General features: G+C 64.9%; 17 protein-coding genes and 1 pseudogene. 4 read left to right on the top strand and 14 right to left on the bottom strand.

Translation table 11 applies throughout. From position 1 onward, the window contains the following. Window positions 1-59 precede the first annotated feature (59 nt). From CWS35_RS00310 to CWS35_RS40345, 4 genes and pseudogenes are all read right to left on the bottom strand, one after another. Window positions 60-527, bottom strand: a complete 468-nt coding sequence (locus CWS35_RS00310) for a PaaI family thioesterase (protein WP_024581168.1) — start codon at window positions 525-527, stop codon at window positions 60-62. 19 nt (window positions 528-546) lie between these two features. Beyond that, complete coding sequence (locus tag CWS35_RS00315; protein WP_100950144.1) at window positions 547-1,119, bottom strand: bifunctional transcriptional activator/DNA repair enzyme AdaA; 573 nt, start codon at window positions 1,117-1,119, stop codon at window positions 547-549. 82 nt (window positions 1,120-1,201) lie between these two features. Then, window positions 1,202-1,665 (bottom strand): annotated as a pseudogene (locus tag CWS35_RS00320) (GNAT family N-acetyltransferase). A gap of 280 nt (window positions 1,666-1,945) precedes the next feature. Continuing rightward, window positions 1,946-2,077, bottom strand: coding sequence for a hypothetical protein (locus CWS35_RS40345; RefSeq protein ID WP_256387932.1), 132 nt, complete (start codon window positions 2,075-2,077; stop codon window positions 1,946-1,948). 167 nt (window positions 2,078-2,244) lie between these two features. Here CWS35_RS40345 and CWS35_RS00325 point away from each other — a divergent pair, with 167 nt between their 5' ends. Next, window positions 2,245-2,520, top strand: a complete 276-nt coding sequence (locus tag CWS35_RS00325) for a hypothetical protein (protein ID WP_100950146.1) — start codon at window positions 2,245-2,247, stop codon at window positions 2,518-2,520. Between the two features lie 14 nt (window positions 2,521-2,534). Here the strand turns inward: CWS35_RS00325 and CWS35_RS00330 are convergent, their stop codons facing one another. Both CWS35_RS00330 and CWS35_RS00335 read right to left on the bottom strand, forming a co-directional pair. Next, window positions 2,535-2,951, bottom strand: a complete 417-nt coding sequence (locus tag CWS35_RS00330; protein WP_245438812.1) for an META domain-containing protein — start codon at window positions 2,949-2,951, stop codon at window positions 2,535-2,537. Window positions 2,952-3,101: 150 nt separating this feature from the next. Next, on the bottom strand, window positions 3,102-4,772 hold the full coding sequence (locus CWS35_RS00335) for an L-lactate permease (RefSeq protein ID WP_100950148.1): 1,671 nt from the start codon (window positions 4,770-4,772) through the stop codon (window positions 3,102-3,104). Between the two features lie 311 nt (window positions 4,773-5,083). Between CWS35_RS00335 and CWS35_RS00340 the strand changes: the two genes are divergently transcribed. Beyond that, window positions 5,084-6,829 (top strand): ABC transporter ATP-binding protein/permease, encoded by a 1,746-nt coding sequence (locus CWS35_RS00340; protein WP_100950150.1) that lies wholly within the window; start codon window positions 5,084-5,086, stop codon window positions 6,827-6,829. A gap of 149 nt (window positions 6,830-6,978) precedes the next feature. On the opposite strand, the gene CWS35_RS00345 is transcribed toward CWS35_RS00340, so the two are convergent. The 5 genes from CWS35_RS00345 to CWS35_RS00365 form a co-directional block, all read right to left on the bottom strand. Beyond that, window positions 6,979-7,968: a TorF family putative porin gene (locus tag CWS35_RS00345; RefSeq protein ID WP_024581175.1), complete on the bottom strand. Its 990-nt coding sequence runs from the start codon at window positions 7,966-7,968 to the stop codon at window positions 6,979-6,981. A 376-nt stretch (window positions 7,969-8,344) separates the two neighbouring features. After that, window positions 8,345-8,731, bottom strand: coding sequence for a hypothetical protein (locus tag CWS35_RS00350; protein ID WP_029879099.1), 387 nt, complete (start codon window positions 8,729-8,731; stop codon window positions 8,345-8,347). A 257-nt stretch (window positions 8,732-8,988) separates the two neighbouring features. Then, on the bottom strand, window positions 8,989-10,305 hold the full coding sequence (gene glcF, locus CWS35_RS00355; protein ID WP_100950152.1) for a glycolate oxidase subunit GlcF: 1,317 nt from the start codon (window positions 10,303-10,305) through the stop codon (window positions 8,989-8,991). Continuing rightward, complete coding sequence (locus CWS35_RS00360) at window positions 10,302-11,534, bottom strand: FAD-binding protein (protein WP_100955921.1); 1,233 nt, start codon at window positions 11,532-11,534, stop codon at window positions 10,302-10,304. The genes glcF and CWS35_RS00360 overlap by 4 nt, the downstream gene beginning before the upstream one ends. Window positions 11,535-11,566: 32 nt before the next feature. After that, window positions 11,567-12,256 (bottom strand): helix-turn-helix transcriptional regulator, encoded by a 690-nt coding sequence (locus CWS35_RS00365; protein WP_100950153.1) that lies wholly within the window; start codon window positions 12,254-12,256, stop codon window positions 11,567-11,569. A gap of 192 nt (window positions 12,257-12,448) precedes the next feature. Here CWS35_RS00365 and CWS35_RS00370 point away from each other — a divergent pair, with 192 nt between their 5' ends. Next, entirely contained in the window at window positions 12,449-12,934 is a 486-nt protein-coding gene (locus tag CWS35_RS00370) for a putative quinol monooxygenase (RefSeq protein WP_245438813.1), read from the top strand. 39 nt (window positions 12,935-12,973) lie between these two features. Here the strand turns inward: CWS35_RS00370 and CWS35_RS00375 are convergent, their stop codons facing one another. The 3 genes from CWS35_RS00375 to CWS35_RS00385 all read right to left on the bottom strand — a co-directional run bounded on the left by CWS35_RS00375 (window position 12,974) and on the right by CWS35_RS00385 (window position 16,480). Continuing rightward, the gene (locus CWS35_RS00375; protein ID WP_245438815.1) at window positions 12,974-14,116 is read right to left on the bottom strand and encodes an acyltransferase; all 1,143 of its coding nucleotides are present in this window, start codon (window positions 14,114-14,116) and stop codon (window positions 12,974-12,976) included. 177 nt (window positions 14,117-14,293) lie between these two features. Next, window positions 14,294-14,899, bottom strand: coding sequence for a hypothetical protein (locus CWS35_RS00380; RefSeq protein WP_024581182.1), 606 nt, complete (start codon window positions 14,897-14,899; stop codon window positions 14,294-14,296). An 87-nt stretch (window positions 14,900-14,986) separates the two neighbouring features. Beyond that, window positions 14,987-16,480, bottom strand: a complete 1,494-nt coding sequence (locus CWS35_RS00385) for an FAD-linked oxidase C-terminal domain-containing protein (RefSeq protein ID WP_100950157.1) — start codon at window positions 16,478-16,480, stop codon at window positions 14,987-14,989. Window positions 16,481-16,711: 231 nt separating this feature from the next. Here CWS35_RS00385 and cycA point away from each other — a divergent pair, with 231 nt between their 5' ends. Next, window positions 16,712-17,107: a cytochrome c-550 CycA gene (gene cycA / locus CWS35_RS00390; protein ID WP_100950159.1), complete on the top strand. Its 396-nt coding sequence runs from the start codon at window positions 16,712-16,714 to the stop codon at window positions 17,105-17,107. Window positions 17,108-17,151 lie beyond the last annotated feature (44 nt).

Here is a 17,151-nt window from a genome sequence, read left to right on the forward strand (position 1 = left end):
TCATTGCGCCTGCATCGCACCACGCGATGCAGGCGCAATTGCTCCGCAGCGGATCTGGCTCAAGCCTGGAAGATCAGGCACGTCGTGGTGCCGTGGGCGAGCAGCCGGCCCTTGTCGTCGGTGACCCTGCCCTCGGCGGTGCCGACACGGCGGCCGCAATTGAGCACATGGCCTTCGGCCCGGATCGGGCCGGTCTCCGGCGTGATCGGCCGCACCAGCGAGATCTTGAACTCGAGCGTGGTCTGGCTGGTGCCGGCGTCGAGCATCGACTGCACCGCAAGACCCATGCAGCTGTCGAGCAGCGTCGCGGTGAGACCGCCATGCACGGTGCCCGCCGGATTGAGATGCGCATCGGTCGGCAGCAGCGTGACGACGACGCGGCCGCGTTCGGCCTCGGCGACGTCGTAACCCAGGGTGCGCGCGATGGTGTTGAGCGGCAGCGCGCCGGAAGCCAATCCCTGCACGAACTCGAGGCCGCTCATTTGCTGTTTCTGTTCCGTACTGACAGTGCCGTAGCTCTTGGCCATAGCGGGTCTCCGTTGAGGTTCATTGCATCGTGGTGCCCGCCCTCCGACGTAGCGAGGCGGGCGAGCGGCCATCAAGTTTTGTGAAGGCGGCATTCATGCGCCTGGTGCTGGAGAAGCCGGCGCGTTGCGCCACCAGCGCGAGCGGAAGATCGCCGCCGTCGATCAGCCGCTTGGCGCGCTGCACGCGCAGCGAGAGCGCGACCTGGAGTGGCGAGACATCGAGATGCTCGGCGAACAATCGCGACAGATGCCGCGCGCCGACGCCGAGCCGATCGGCAAGCGCGGCGACGTTGCCGCGATCGAGCGCACCTTGTTCGATCAGCGCTAGCGCGCGCTCGACGGTCGTCCTGGTGCCCTTCCATGCCGGGCAGAACGGAGCCGCCTCCGGGCGGCAGCGCAAGCAAGGCCGGAAGCCGGCGCGCTCGGCCGACGCCGCGCTGCCATAGAACCGCACATTGCGCGCGAGCGGCGTGCGCGCCCGACACACTGGGCGGCAATACACGCCCGTGGTCTTGACCGCGACGAACACGACGCCGTCCCAGGCCGGATCGCGGCGCTGAAAGGCTGCATACTGTGCGGCGAAATCGAGCATGCAACCGCTATAGCCGCGCGCGATTGCGGCGGCGACCCGGTTTGCGGAGACGACGTCCGGAAACGACCGCTGCGCGCCGGGCTCAGAGACGCTTGGTCATGAACAGGCTGAGCGGATCGGGCGCGTAGCTGCCGAACGGCGGGCACTCCCGGTAACCCGAGGCGCGATAGAGCGCGATCGCCTCGGGCTGCCGGATGCCGGTCTCCAGGCTGATGCGCGTGATCTGCCGGCTGCGCGCCGCGTCTTCCAGCGCCTCAAGTAAACGACGGCCAAGCCCCGTCCGCGCGCGTCGGCGCGTACGAACATCCGCTTCATCTCCGCGTGATCAGGCGCGATCGGCCGCAACGCGATCGACCCAAGCGCCTCGCCGTCGACGCGCGCGACCAGAAACACCGCGCCGGGAGCCGCGAGCGCCACGACGCCGACGAGGTGGTTGCTGGCGGACGGATACAGCGCCACCAGATAGTCATCCGACAGCGCGATCAACTGCCGGACCTCCGGCTGCCTCGGGTCTTCGGGAGCGATGCTGATCGCGGGCTTGCGGATCTCGGACACGACCAGGCGCCGGCTAGAGGGATTGTCGCCGCAACCGTCGGCCGGCGCCGCTTCCCCGTCAATCTACGGGTACCTGCGACCAAAAGGCGTCGTGCTGCCGCAGTTCGGTCACCGAAAATTAAGGCTCGATTCAGTTTCGAGGATCATCATCGTCGCACCGAACACAGGTCACGCCATGCAAGACCGCGAGCCGATCAGTGCTGCGAGCATCTGGCCAACAGATGCGACGGAGGGTCATTCGCCGGTGCAGACGGCAGACCTCTGGGATGTTTCAGGCGAAAATCACGACGCCGCCCTGCTGCTGCGGGAGCCGTTCGCCGATCGGATCGGCACCGCGCTGCTGGCAGCCACCGCGCTCGCCGCGAGCTTCGTGCTCGGCTGGACCGGCGGCGCCAACTGGCACGACTTCGCTGGCCCCGCGCCGATCCCGGTGGCCCAGAAGGAAGCACCCGCCCGCGCGTCGCGGAGGCGCCGCCGAGCCGAAAGAGCGAAACCCCGCGCCGGACCGCCTCCGCCGAGCCGTCGGTCACTGGCAGCATTCCCAAGACCGTCGTCAATCCGCGCCCGCAAGTGCTCGGCGCCGCTCCGACCACGCTCGGCGCGCAAGCCGCCGCGCTCGGCTCGAAGCCGCAGCTTGCAGCGGGACCGGAGACGCGGCCGAGCACCATCCCCGGATGGTCGGTGGTCGAAGTCCGCGACGGCACCGCCGTGCTGGAGGGACCGGACGGCGTCAAGATGGCTGCGCGCGGCGACCTGGTGCCAGGATTGGGGCGGGTCGATTCCATCGTGCGCTGGGGCAACCGCTGGATCGTCGCCACCGCGAGCGGATTGATCGCGACGCCCTGAGCGGACGAACGGCTCTAGTTGCTGTTGATCACGAAGCGCAGCTGCTTGCTGCCGATGAACGTGACCTGATCACCCTGGCGCCGCCAGCTCGTCATGTCGCCAAGCGCCGCGAGCAGGTCCTTGTCGGCCTGCGCGCGGTCCGGCGTGCAACTGCGGTTCTCCATCGCGCCGGGAACGAACACGATGGTGTTGCCGGCAACCGAGAACTGGCCCTTGCCGCCGTCGCACCACAGTTCGAGGATCACCTCGCCATTGTCGCCGACCTCGATCGAGGGAATCCGTTTCGAGCCCGGCATGCGCGCGGCGTCGAGCGTCATCACGAAGCCGAACGGGAACTCCTCCTGAGCCTTGGCCGGAACCGCGGCAAGCGCCGCTGCGACCAGCGCCAGCGCCGCCATGCCGCCGTTCAAGATCCGCTTCATCGAACTCATGCCATTCATTCCCAGCAATTGCGACGCCGCCCTTGTATGGGACGAGGCCGCGATTGGCCAGCTTGGCGGCGCGGGAAAAGATGCGCGACAAACGAAATCCCCGCGGGCTCGCACCCGCGGGGATTGTCGTTTGGGCGACGCCGCGCCGGGTTATTTCAGCACCATCTCCGTGAACGGATAGACATAGGCCTGCAACGTCACGAACAGGCCGACCAGGCACGCCAGCACGATCGAGTGCAGGAATACGTAGCGCAGGATCGAGCCCTCGTGGCCGTACCAGTTGGTCGCGGTCGAGGCGACCACGATCGATTGCGCGTCGATCATCTTGCCCATCACGCCGCCGGACGAGTTCGCCGCCGCCATCAGGATCGGCGACAGGCCGAGCTGCTCGGAGGTGATCTTCTGCAAATTGCCGAACAGCACGTTGGAGGCCGTGTCCGATCCGGTCAGCGCCACGCCCAGCCAGCCGAGCAAGGTGCCGAAGAACGGATACAGCACGCCGGTCGCCGCGAAAGCGAGACCGAGCGTAGCGTCGACGCCGGACAGCCGGGTCAGCGTGCCGATCGCCAGCATCGCCGAGATCGTGATCAGCGAGATCGCGCAGAGGCGGATGGTGCGGCCATATTCGGCGATCAGCTTGAGCGGCGAGAAGCCCATCAGGAGACCCGAGATGATCGCCGCGATCAGCATGCCGGTGCCGGTGAACGACAGCCAGGTGAACGCGAACACCGCGCCCTCCGCCGTCGGCTTGGCGGCCACCGGCGGCACCTTGAAGATCAGCTTGTCGAGTTCGGGGACCGGATAGTTCCAGACGAAGTTGGCGTTGGCCCAGGTCTTGAAGGCGCCGTTGCCCCAGATCAGCATCAGGATGCAGACGATGATCCACGGCAGCAGCGCGCTCCACAATTCGCCCTGGGTCAGCGGCGTCTTGTCGAGCGGCGGTGCGGCCTGCATCGTCGCCGCCGATTCATCGCGGCCGCGCAGCTTCGGCGACAGCCAGAGCTGTTGCGGCTGCCAGACCTTCAGGAACAGGATCAGGGCGCCCATCGAGATCAGTGACGCCCCGATGTCGACGATCCACGGATTGATGTAGTTCGAGATCACATATTGCGGGATCGCAAACGACACGCCGGTGACCAGGATCGCCGGCCACACTTCCTTCATGCCGCGCCAGCCCGCGAACGCCCACACCACCCAGAACGGCACGATCAACGAGAACAGCGGCAATTGCCGGCCGACCATCGCGCCGAGGATGTAGGGATCGAGCCCGGTGACCGAGGCGAGGCCCTGGATCGGCGTGCCCAGCGCGCCGAACGCGACCGGCGCGGTGTTGGCGATCAGCGACAGGCCGGAGGCCGCGAGCGGCGAGAAGCCGAGCCCGATCAGCACCGCGCCGGTGATCGCGACCGGCGTGCCGAAGCCCGAGGCGCCCTCGAAGAAGGCGCCGAACGAGAACGCGATCAGCAGCAGCTGCAACCGGCGATCCTCGGTGACGCCGCCGACCGCGCGCTTCAAGAGCTCGAACTTCCCGCACCTCACCGTGACCTGGTAGAGGAAGATGACATTGAGCACGATCCAGCCGATCGGAAAGAACCCGGTCACGATGCCGAGGACCGATGCGCGGATCGACATGCTGGCCGGCATCGTGAAGATGAAGATCGTGATCAGGTTGGTGACGATCACGGCGATGATCGCCGCGATATGCGCCTTCACCCTGCCGCTGGCGATCAGGACCAGCAGCGTGACCACGGGAATGGCGGCAGCCAACGTCGACAGCCCCGCATTGCCCAATGGATTGTAGATTTGATTCCAGGTGTTCATCTCGGGTCCTCCCCATGCTTCTTATGCAGCGCGCCGGCCTCGGTGCAGGCAGGCGCGCTGGTGCGATCGCGGGAGTCCGTCGTGAGAAGTCTGTAGCCCCGGCTCGCGAATGAACGATCGGTAAGGATCGCTCACATCCTCGCGAAAAAACGAAGGTCCCCCGCCCCTCGCCGTTGTCGTCATGCTAGGGTTGACTCGATCGTCGGGACAAGCCAACGCTTGCATGCCAGTTCTACGACTTTAGTCGAGAACCACTTAGATTGTCTCGATTCTTAAGGCCTTTGCTGGCCATTCCCCGGAGACGATAATCTGTGAACAACATCCGCTCGACGCTCGCGACGGTGTGGCGCATCGCCTCGCCCTATTTCAACTCCGAGGACAAATGGGCAGGCCGTATCCTGCTTGCCACGCTGATTGCGATGGAGTTGGTATCCGTCGGACTCGACGTGCTGATCAATCAGTGGCGCAATCGCTTCTACACCGCGATGCAGGACAAGGATTGGAGCACGTTCAAGCGCGAATTGCTGGTGTTCACCCTGATCGCGACGGCGTCGGTGGTGCTTCAGATCTATCAGCTCTATCTGAACCAGTGGCTGCAAATCCGCTGGCGCAACTGGATGACCGGCAAATATCTCAGCGAATGGATGCGTGGCGGCAACCACTACCGCATGCAACTTGCCGGCGACGCCGCCGATAACCCCGACCAGCGCATCACCGACGACGTCAAGCTGTTCGTTGGCCAGACGCTGGGGATCAGCATCGGGCTGTTGAACGCGGTCGTCTCGCTCGCCTCCTTCGTGGTGATCCTGTGGGGATTGTCGGCGGTCCTGCCGCTGCTGCTGTTCGGCGTCGACGTTTCGATTCCGGGCTATCTGGTTTGGGCCGCAATCATCTATGCGGTGATCGGAACGGCGCTGACGCAGTGGATCGGCTCGCCGCTGGTCAATCTCAGCTTCGACCAGCAGCGACTGGAAGCCGACTTCCGCTTCAACCTGGTGCGGGTGCGCGAGAACTCCGAGCAGATTGCCCTACTCAAGGGCGAGCCGGCCGAACGCGAGCGGCTGTCGGCGCGTTTCGGTCGGGTGATCGGCAACTGGTACGACATCATGCGACGGACCAAGCGGCTGACCGCCTTCACGGGAAGCTATGCGCAGGCGTCGGTGGTGTTTCCGTTCGCGCTCGCAGGGCCGGCCTATTTCACCAGCAAGACGGTGCAGCTCGGCGCCCTGATCCAGATCGTCGAGGCATTCGGCAAGGTCCAGGACTCGCTCTCGTTCTTCGTCTCGGCCTACCGGACCCTGGCCGAATGGCGCGCCACGATTGCCCGTCTCGACGGCTTCGAGCACTCGATCGGGGCTGCCGAGAAGCTTGCGAACGATCCCGCTGCAATTCATGAAAAGCCCGCTTCCGGCAGCGAGATCACCCTGCCGCAGCTCCTGGTCAAGCTGCCGAACGGCACACCGCTGGTCGCGGCCGAGCATTTCTCCTTCCGTCCCGGCGAGCGGACGCTGGTGACCGGCCCCTCCGGCGCCGGCAAGTCGACGCTGTTCCGCGCCGTGGCCGGCATCTGGCCGTTCGGCAGCGGCGCGGTCGAGATCCCCGCCGATGCCAGGCTGATGATGCTGCCGCAACGTCCCTATCTGCCGATCGGGTCGCTGCATAGTGCCATCGTCTATCCGGGCGAGGCCGCGCAGTTCGACGCGGCACGGGTCCGCGATGTCCTCGTCGCCGTCGGCCTGCCGCAGCTCGCAGCGCGGCTCGAGGAAGAGGCGCACTGGAACCGGATGCTGTCGCTCGGCGAGCAACAGCGGCTCGGCATCGCCCGCGCGCTGCTGCATGCTCCGCAATTCCTGTTCCTCGACGAGGCGACCGCCTCGCTCGACGAACCCTCGGAAGCCGCGCTGTACAGACTGATCGCCGAGAAGCTGCCCGACACCACGGTGGTGTCGATCGGCCACCGCTCGACCCTCGAAGCCTTCCATCAGCGCAACGTCGCGCTGGTCCGCGACGGCGATCGCTTCACCGTGCGCGACGCGGTCAAGGTCGCCGCATCGTAGGCGAGCGGAGTGAGGGCCACAGGCACGGTTCACCTCTCCCTTGGGAGAGGTGAAATCGACGCCGCGGAACTGGCCGACGACAGCAAAGCCGCACAAAACAAAAAGGGCGGCAGATCGCTCTGCCGCCCCCCGATCCTCGGACGAGGAAGTTACTTCAGGTTGGACATCGCGGTCAGGTCGACCGAGAGCTTGGCGATGCCGGCCGCGCCGCACCAGTTGGAGCCAGTGCCGCCCGGATTGATCGGGGTGACGTTGGTGGTTCCGCCGGCAGTGAAGTCGCTGGTGAAGGCGCTGCAATTGCCCTTCGACAGGTCGGTGTCGGAATAGCGCAGGTCGAGCGTGAACACCTTGTAGGTGAAGCCGATGCCGATATTCCAGGTGTTGTAGTCGGCATACTTGATGCCGTTCGGGAACGCCGGGACGCCGTAGAAGCTGTCCGAGGTGCCGAGCCACTGCCGGCCGAACTCACCCGACACGTACATGCCGACGCCGCTGGTGCCGAACACGGTGCTGGGCGCGGTGTACTTGCCGATGATCGACGAGTAGTTGCCCCAGGCGCCGGTGTTGAGGAAGTTCGGCGAGTAGTACTCGTTGATGGTGAACGCCCAGCTGTCGTTGATGGTCCAGGTCGCCTTGCCGTAGACTTCGAAGAACGAGACGTCCTTCTTCATCACGTTGCCGTTCAGCAGGAAGTTGGCGGCGCAGTCGGCGCCGAGCGGCTTGCCCGCGGTGTCGGTCGCAGCGCCGTAGTAGCAGGTCCCGCCCGGATACAGGTAACCCCAGACACCGATGTCGAAGGCGAAGGCGCCGAAGGTCGGGCGGATACCGCCGTAGACGTCGACTTCAGCGGCGGCGCGGTTGGCGAAGGAGATGCTCTCGGTCGAGGTACCGATATAGAGCTGCAGGTCCTTGTTGACGTTGTAGCGCGGCTCGAAATAGGCGGTGACCGACGGATTATGGTTCGACTGGGTGACGCCGCGGAAGATGTAGTCGCTGACGATGCCGGCGCCGAAGGCGATATCCCAGGGATCGAACGGAGCCGGCGGCGGCGCCTTGACGGCCTTCACCGCCATGTCTGCTGCCATTGCCGAGCTCGAAATCATTGCTAGCGCCGTTGCTAACAAAGCCAGTTTCTTCATGACGGTCCCCATCTACTTTCCAGACAGCCCTGCTCCGGTGCCCCCCAGGGCGCGCGATAACGGACTGCAACTAAATCGCGTGTATCCAATCTGAAACGCACCCCCATTTTGGAGAAGGCGAAAAGACATGCATCTGCCGCCTTTTTGGGCGTTCTGGCAGTCTCGCCACACGTTGGTTGACGGGTGTTGCATTTGCACCACAAGTCTAACGGCTCCCGTCCCGGTTGAGCACGATGCGAACTGGAATCCGACAGGCCGCTGGCGATGCCCTCGCGAATCGCCTTCCCCGCAAAACCACGGACAGCCGTCGATACGGAAAAAGCCGCAGCGGCGACCGCTGCGGCTTTCGATCAGGTGAACCCTGGCCCAGGTTCGGCTAGTGGTGCTCGCCCTCGGAGGTGCCCCAGCTCGGCGCCGGTTCGTGGCTCGGCGTTGCCCAGCTCGCGGCCGGCTGCGGCGCGGGCTCGGGCGCCGCGGGTGCAGCGACCGGCGCGGCGGCCTTCTTCGGCGCACTCTTCCTGGCAGCTTTCTTCGCAGCCTTCTTGGGCGCGGCTTGCTTCGGGGCAGCCTTCTTCGCAGCCTTCTTGGCGGACTTCTTTGCAGCCTTCTTGGCTGTCTTCTTCGCCGCCTTCTTTGCCGATTTCTTCGCAGCCTTCTTGGCCGACTTCTTCGCGGACTTCTTGGCCGACTTCTTCTTGGCCGCTACCGCCTTCTTGGCCTTTTTGGCCTTCTTGCTTTTCTTCGCCTTCTTCGACTTCGCCATCGTGGTCCTCCTGTTGCCGCTGATACGAGTCCACCGGGCGTATTGAAGTGATCGCTTGCCGGACGTTGGCTGCGCCTCGGGGAGAGGCAGCTTCCACTTCGCTTGTCGGGCATGATGGCCGCGCGATCGCTTCGCGTCTGTGGCAGGGAAGCGCCAGACCTTCACATTGCTTCAGACCCATTGCGTCAGACAAGCTGCGTCAGACACGCTGCGTCAGGGCAAGGCTGAGGTCCGGATCATGCTCGAATGGCAGTCGATCAATTCAATCCTGGCCGGGGGCCTCCTGTCGCCCAATCGAGAAGCTCAATCGTGTGCACCACAGGAACTGACGTGCCGCCGGCAATCTGAACCATGCAGCCAATATTGCCCGCAGCGATCATGTCCGGTTTGACAAGCGCAATATTGGCGACCTTGCGATCGCGCAATCTGCTCGCAATGTCGGGCTGGAGAATGTTGTAGGTCCCCGCCGAACCGCAACACAAATGGCTCTCCGGCACATCTTTCACCACGAATCCATTCTTGGAAAGCAATTCTTTCGGAAGTTGAGTGATTTTCTGTCCATGCTGCAACGAACAAGCCGAGTGATAGGCGACGGTGACGTCGCCGTTCTGCGTTGATGGCGCGAGCTCGAGGGTGGAGAGATACTCGGTGATATCCTTTGCCAGCGCCGAGATTCGCTTGGCCGGCTCCGCGAATGCTTTGTCCTCGCGCAGCAGGTAGCCGTAGTCTTTGACAACTGTCCCACAGCCCGAGGTCGTCACCAGAATGGCGTCGAGGCCATTCTGCTCCGCTTCCCTTTGCCACACTCCGATGTTGGCCCGGGCACGCGCCAGTGCGTCGCCGTCCTGGCCCATATGATGGGTCAGCGCGCCGCAGCATTGCTCGTCCTTGACCAGCACAACCTCGACGCCGTGCCGGGTCAGCACGTTGATCGCAGCCTGATTGATCCGTGGCGCCAGCACCTGCTGGGCGCAGCCTTGCAGCAGCGCGACCCGGCCGCGCCGCCGGCCGATCGGCGCAAACACGGTTCCCGCGGCCGGTCCAGGCTGCGGCAGGGCGCGCGGCGCGAGCACCAGCATTGCCTTGATCCGCCGCAGCAGGCCCGGGCTCGACGCACCGACCGACGGCGTCGGCAGCAGGGCCGCGAACGGGCGGGCGAGCCCGGCCAGGATCATACTGATCCGGAACAGGCCCGGACGCGGCAATACATAGGACAGCACCGACCGCAGCAGCCGCTCGGTCAGCGGCCGCTGGTAGTCCCGCTCGATCCTGACCCGGGCCTGGTCGACGAGGTGCATGTAGTTCACGCCCGATGGACAGGTGGTCATGCAGGCAAGGCACGACAGGCAGCGGTCGATATGCTTGACCACGTCCGCGGTCGGCGGCTTGTCCTTCTCGAGCATTTCCTTGATCAGGTAGATGCGGCCGCGCGGACTATCGAGCTCGTCGCCGAGCAGCACATAGGTCGGGCAGGTCGCGGTGCAGAAGCCGCAATGCACGCAAGCGCGCAGGATCTTGTCGGCTTCCTTGATGTCGGGATCGGCGAGTTGCGCCAGGGAAAACTCGGTCTTCATTTAGCCCCGCCTCGCGTCATCCGGCCCCGGTTGAGGATCGACCTCGGATCGAAGCTCGCCCGCACCCGCTCGCCGAGCGCGGCAAGCCCTGCCGCCTGCGGCTGGAACACATCGACGCTGCGGCGCACATCCTCGCTGGCGCGGATCAAGGTGGCGTGGCCGCCTATCGCCGCGACCTGACTGCGCACCGCCACGGCCTGCGCGTCGGTACCAGGCGGCAGCGCGGCCCAGATCAACCCGCCGCCCCAGTCGTAGATCACCTCGGCGCCGGTCTCGCGCGTCAGCGCCGCGCCGAGCCCGCCTCCCGCCGCCGGCGGACAGACGATGCGCCACACCGGCCACGTCCCGCGTGCGCCCTTCGCGGCGAACGGCTCGACATCGCGCAGCGCGCGCCACAGCGCGGCCGACGCATCATCCTCCAGGCGATCGACGGTTCCAAAGCTCGACAGGGTCTGGCTCAGCGACGCGGCTCGGTGCGCCGCCGAGGCGGCGATGCCCTCGAGGCGAACCAGCGTCACGGGCTGGCCTGCAAACCCGGCGAATGCCTCCGCGCCGGCCTGTACCGCCTGCAAAGGCAGATGCGCCGCGCCAGAGACGTCGAAGGGCGAGCCCAGCGCCGCGGTCATCGCCTTGTTGGCGGTGACGTCATCAAGCCCGCGCAGCAGCAGCGTGCGCTCGGCCTCCGGCTTCGGCATGACCTTGAGCGTCACCTCGGTCATGACCGCGAGCGTGCCCCAGGAACCGGTGAGCAGCTTGCAGAGATCGTAGCCGGTGACGTTCTTCACCACCCGCCCGCCGGTCTTGAAGCTGTCGCCGAACCCGGATACCGCGTGCGCCCCGAGCAGGTGATCGCGGGCGCCGCCGGCCTTGATGCGGCGAGGACCGGCAAGGCCCACGCCGATCATGCCACCGATCGTGCCGGCCCCGGCGCCACCGAGCAGCACCGAGGTGTCCATCGGCTCGAAGGCGAATTGCTGGTTCTTGGCGTCGATCATGGATTGCACGTCGGCGAGCGGTGCGCCGGCCTGTACGGAGATGATCAGCTCGTTCGGCTCATAGGACGTGACGGCATTCAGCACCGAGACGTCGAGCACTGCATTGGTCGCCATCGGATGGCCGATGGCGCGCTTCGATCCATGACCGATGATTTCAAGCGGCTGCTCGCTGGCGACCGCCGCGCGCACCACCTCTTCGACATCCTTGATGTCTCTGACTTTGAGCGTTTCCACCCGCAAGGCGGTATCGAAATTTGGCTCCGAAATCAAATGCGCGCGCCGAACAGATCTCTGAATGCGGCAAGTCCGGCCTCGGTGATCTCGACGGAGCGGCCTTGCGGCCGGCGCCGGATCCAGTCCCGCTGCAATGCGAGGTCGGCGATCGCGGCGCCTGCCCGCCCGGCCAGATGCGGACGCCGCTCGCTCCAGTCGAGGCAGGGCCGGCACAGGACCCGCCGGCTGCGCGCCGGCGCACGGAGGTCGATACCGAGATCACCGAGCAATGCGCGGCCCGAGGCGGTCAGTTCGCCGGCCTCCTGGTCCAGCTCGAGATGGCCATGTTCCCGCATCGCCTCGGTGACCGCGACGCCTAGCTCGCCGGCGAGATGGTCGTAGCAGGTCCGGGCCCGGCGCATCTCCGCATCGATCCGCGGCGGCGGGCGAGATGGATACGGATCGATCGCTGCAACCGTCATCATCCCCTCGAGCATTTGCGCAACCAGCGGGGTGGCGAGCCGGTAGAAGCGGCGCGGGCCCCGCCGCTCGACCTTGAGCAGCGCGCGCTCGACCAGCCGGGCAAGATGCCAGCTCGCGGTCTGTGGTGTCACGCCGGCGACCCGTGCCAGCTCGCTTGCGGTCTGCGCGCGCCCGTCCATCAGCCGCGACAGGATGCCGGCCCGTCCGGGATCGGCGATCAGGGCGGCCAGGTCGGCAAGCTCAGGTGCGATGGTCTGCATGGCCGGCTCCGTCCTCGGTCGAAATCATCCCCTTGTGGCACGCCGCGCGGCCGTGACGCTTCGATCATGATCGAAATGTTCACGACATCGACACTTCGATCGCCGCCTAACCGAGCGCGCCGGACGATCCACTATCTCTCGCCTCGCGGTTCGGCCGGCACGTCGCTCGGCAGCAATCATCTGGAGGCAATCATGAAACGTTCGGAAGTCACGACCACGACGATGATGCTCACCCGACGATCGGCCATCGGCTCGCTCGCGGCGATCATGACGATCGCCGGCGTCTCGCCCTGGGCCGGATCGCAAGCTCGATCGGAGCAAAGCAACGGAGGACGACACATGAAGCACTATGCGATGAGCACGAGAACCATCAGCGACGCGATCAACACGGCAGGCCTTCTGGTCGTGGCGCAATGGGAAGCCAAGGAAGGACAGGCCGACAAGGTCGCGCAGATCCTCGACGGCTTCCTGCCCGAGGCGCAGAAGGACCCCGGCACCAAGCTGTTCCTGATCGGCCGCGGCAAGGACAATCCGGCGCAATTCCTGTTCTACGAATTGTTCCAGGATGAAGCGGCGTTCAAGGCGCATGCGGAGAGCGCCTACTTCAAGACCTACATCGCGGAGCAGGCGCTGCCGCTGCTGGCCAAGCGCGAACGGACGCAGTACACGCTGCTCTGACCCATGGCGCGCGGGAGGATTGCCTTCCCGCGCGCTCGGTCAGATCGAAGCGCTGCTGTTACCGAGGTTAGCCCGCAGCTCACTGCGCTCGGGCGAACCTCGCCAGAAGCCCATGATCGAAAGCCGCGACAGCGCCGCAGCCTCGAGCGCCTCGACCCGGCCCCGAAGCCGCAACGCATGTTTCTCGACCAGATGCCAGGACGCCATCGCGACGCCAAAAGAGAGCGGCAGGCTGACCAGCAGGTTCAGATACCAGTGCTGCAACGGACCGAAGGCGGCTGCGCATTGCTGGATGACGAAGCCATAGAGATAGAGCCCGTAGGAGTAATCTCCCGACGACACGATCCAGCTCCGCCGCGGGTTCATCAGGCCGAAATAGCAGGCGACATAGGCGGCCGGCACCGGAGCCAGCGCATCGCCGCGTCCGGTGGCCATGCCGGCCGCGCACAGCACCAGCGCGAACAGGCAGACGGTCCGATTGTACGGCACCTTGTCGCGCCAGAGATAGAAGCCGACGCCGGCAAGGAATGCGAACACCAGCAGATGGGGGCGAAGCTGGATCGGCACCACGTCCCAGCAATAGATGTCGTAGCCGATCAGTCCGATCTGGGCGATCACCATGAACGCGAGATACGCCACCCTGTTGAAGGCAATCGCGGTCACCGCGAGCAGCGCCAGGATGACGTAGCACCACAGCTCATACGGCACGGTCCAGAGCTGGCAATTCACCAGATTCGGCAGCGGATTGTTGAGGAACACGCCGGGCAATTCGTACTGGATGTCGCCTATGATATTGAGGAAATAGGCGTGGAATTTCGGGTCGGCGAAATATTGCGCCAGCGGCAGTTCGGTGAACAGCGAACCGATGATGATCGCCGACAGCGTGGTCTCGACCGCGAGCGCCGGCCCGATCCGAAGCAGGCGCAGGCCGAGGAAGGAAATCAGGCTCTTGCACCGGAGCAGGCTCGCCGTCACCAGGAACCCGCTGAGGGCAAAGAACAGCGCGAGGATCATCGCGACGCCGATACGAAGCGTGCTCTGCACTTGCAGCGCCTGGCCGAGTCCGAGCGTCACGTTCAGGCTGTGCAGCCCGATGATCGTCGCCGCCAGCACGATCCGCATGTAATCGAAACCCGCCGGCCGATTGCGCGCAAGCGCCAGCTGATCGGCCAGGCTGGGCATTGATGTGTCGGTAAAGGCGTTCATCCCGGCAAAATACCGAGCAACAGTTGAAGGCGGTGTAAACGGTGCAAGCGACAATTGCAGTGACACACCGCGGCAGCCGGATCACCTGCCGTGGCAGGCATCAGTTAAGGTTATCGGATCGGAAGGATGATCCAGAAGACTTTACCGATCGACCTAAGCAGGTCGCGATTTCACCAAGAGCCAGTAAAGGAGGGCTGTCAGGACGGCGATCAACCATGCCGCAACTGGATGCCAAAGCGGCACAGCGACTGCCGAGAACCAATTAAATGCAATGACTGGGACCCTGGCGTGGCTCGAATAGGTTGACGGCGAAGCTCCAAATCCTTGTTCGCACGATCCCCGAGGCAGGATCTCGGAACCATCTGGATCGTAGGTGAACAACACCTTGCCCAGCGTGCAAATCAAGATGTTTCCCGATGGCGACACCGCAAAGCCGTCGGCCTTCTGGTGATACATAAAGCCTTTCTCGAAGCCATCGGGGCCATACCGCTGCACACGGGCGAGCGGCACACTCACGATAAAGACCCGGCCATCCGGCGCCGTGAGGCGGTCTCCGCCCGGTGCATTCGGGAATTCAATATGCTCAAGAAATTCGGATGGGAGGGCACCGATTGAGAACTGTGCCAGAAAGCAGAGCGCGCAGACTCCGCCAATACAGACCACAACTTTCCTTGGTAGATCGCCCTTCGAGGCACGCCATTCGTGGACGCACTTCACGCCGATGACGATCAGACCAACAACCGCAAGGAGAAAGACCATCGATCAGTCCACGGGATGCGCCGATCGGAAACTACCATGTCTGATTGCAACCCGAAGCACGCGGATAGAAAGCGAGACGCACACGCCCTAAAACCGCGGGATATCCGGAAACGCCAGCTTGCCGGCGTGGACGTGGACGCGGCCGAGTTCGGCGCAGCGGTGCAGGGTCGGAAACACCTTGCCGGGGTTGAGCAGGCCCTGGGCGTCGAAGGCGCATTTCAGGCGCTGTTGCTGGTTGAGATCGATCTCGCTGAACATCTCCGGCATCAGATCGCGCTTCTCGATGCCGACGCCATGTTCGCCGGTCAGCACGCCGCCGAGCTCGACGCAGCAGCGCAGGATATCGGCGCCGAACGCCTCGGCCTTCTCGATCTCGCCGGGCTTGTTGGCATCATAGAGGATCAGGGGGTGCAGATTGCCGTCGCCGGCGTGGAACACGTTGGCAACACCGAGGCCGTATTTCTCCGACAGCTCACGAATCCGCGCCAGCGCCTTCGGCAACGCGCCGCGCGGGATGGTGCCGTCCATGCAGAGATAGTCCGGCGAGATGCGCCCGACCGCGGGGAATGCGGCCTTGCGGCCGGCCCAGAACAGATTGCGCTCGGCCTCCGAGGTCGAGATCAGGCATGAAGTCGAGCCGCAACCCTGCGCGATCGCCTCGACCCGCTTGATCAATTCATCGACCTCGACCTGCGGACCGTCGAGCTCGATGATCAGCAGCGCCTCGACGTCGAGCGGATAGCCGGCATGGACGAAGGCCTCCGCGGCGTGGATCGCGGGCTTGTCCATCATCTCCATGCCGCCCGGGATGATGCCGGCACCGATGATCGCAGCCACGCATTCGCCGGCCGCCTCGACCTCGGCGAAGCCGACCATCAGCGCCCGCGCCGTCTCCGGCTTTTGCAGGATGCGCACCGTGATCTCGGTGATGACGCCGAGCAGGCCCTCGGAACCGGTGATGATGCCCATCAAATCGTAGCCGGCATTCTCGGCCGACTTGCCGCCGATCCGCAGGATCTCGCCCGACATCAGCACGATCTCGCAACCCAGCACGTTGTTGGTGGTCATGCCGTATTTCAGGCAGTGCACGCCGCCGGAGTTCTCCGCGACATTGCCGCCGATCGAACAGGCGATCTGCGACGACGGATCGGGGGCGTAATAGAAGCCGGCATGGGCGACCGCCTGGCTGATCGCCAGGTTGGTGACGCCGGGCTCGGTGACAACGACGCGGTTGTCGAAATCGATCTCGCGGATCCGCTTGAACTTGCCGAGGCCGAGCAGCACGCCATCGGCGAGCGGCAGCGCTCCGCCGGACAGCGAGGTGCCGGAGCCCCTCGGCACCACCTTGATGCCCTGCTGCTGGCAATATTTGAGGACCTTTGAGACCTGCTCGCTGGTGTCGGGCAGCACCACCACCATCGGCGGCTGCCGATAGGCGGTCAGGCCGTCGGATTCATAGGCCAGCATCTCGGCGGCGCTGTCGATCACGCCCTCGCCCGGAACGATGGCGCGCAGGGCGGCCACGATCTCGGCGCGGCGCGCAAGCACGGCCTGGTCGGCCGCCGGCATCATGATGGACATCGCTATTCCCTCGAAGGTCTCCGCCTTGGCCGATTTGTTACGCCAAATCAATCAGCTCTGCACCTGTTTCGGTGAGCCGGCCGAAGGTCGGATTGTCCCGCGCCGCAATGGCGAGTTCTCTCTGAGACAAGCAGGCGGCCGTGAAACCTGTCAAAGTTTCGTGGCTTGTCCTGTCCAAGCCGGACATGCCACAAAAGATCACTACCCCCGGGACGAAACGAAGAGAACCCCATGAACCTAAAGACCTTGAGCGCGCTGGCGGTCGTCACATCGCTGGCCACCGCATCCTCCGCGCTGGCGCAGGATGCCGCCGCCGGCAAGACCTCGTTCAACAAATGCCTCGCCTGCCACGCGATCGGCGAAGGCGCCAAGAACAAGGTCGGCCCCGAGCTCAACGGCCTCGACGGCCGCCACTCCGGTTCCGCGCCGGACTACAATTATTCCGATGCCAACAAGAATTCCGGCATCACCTGGAACAAGGACCAGTTCCTCGAATACATCAAGGATCCGAAGGCCAAGATCCCCGGCACCAAGATGGCGTTCGCCGGCATCAAGAACGAGACCGAGGCCAACAATCTGTGGACCTATGTGTCGTCGTTCGACAAGGACGGCAAGCAGAAGCAGTAACCGACCGGATCGGTCACGCATCCGCCCCGGCGCAGCTCCCGGGG

The organism is Bradyrhizobium sp. SK17 (assembly GCF_002831585.1).
GTDB lineage: Bacteria > Pseudomonadota > Alphaproteobacteria > Rhizobiales > Xanthobacteraceae > Bradyrhizobium.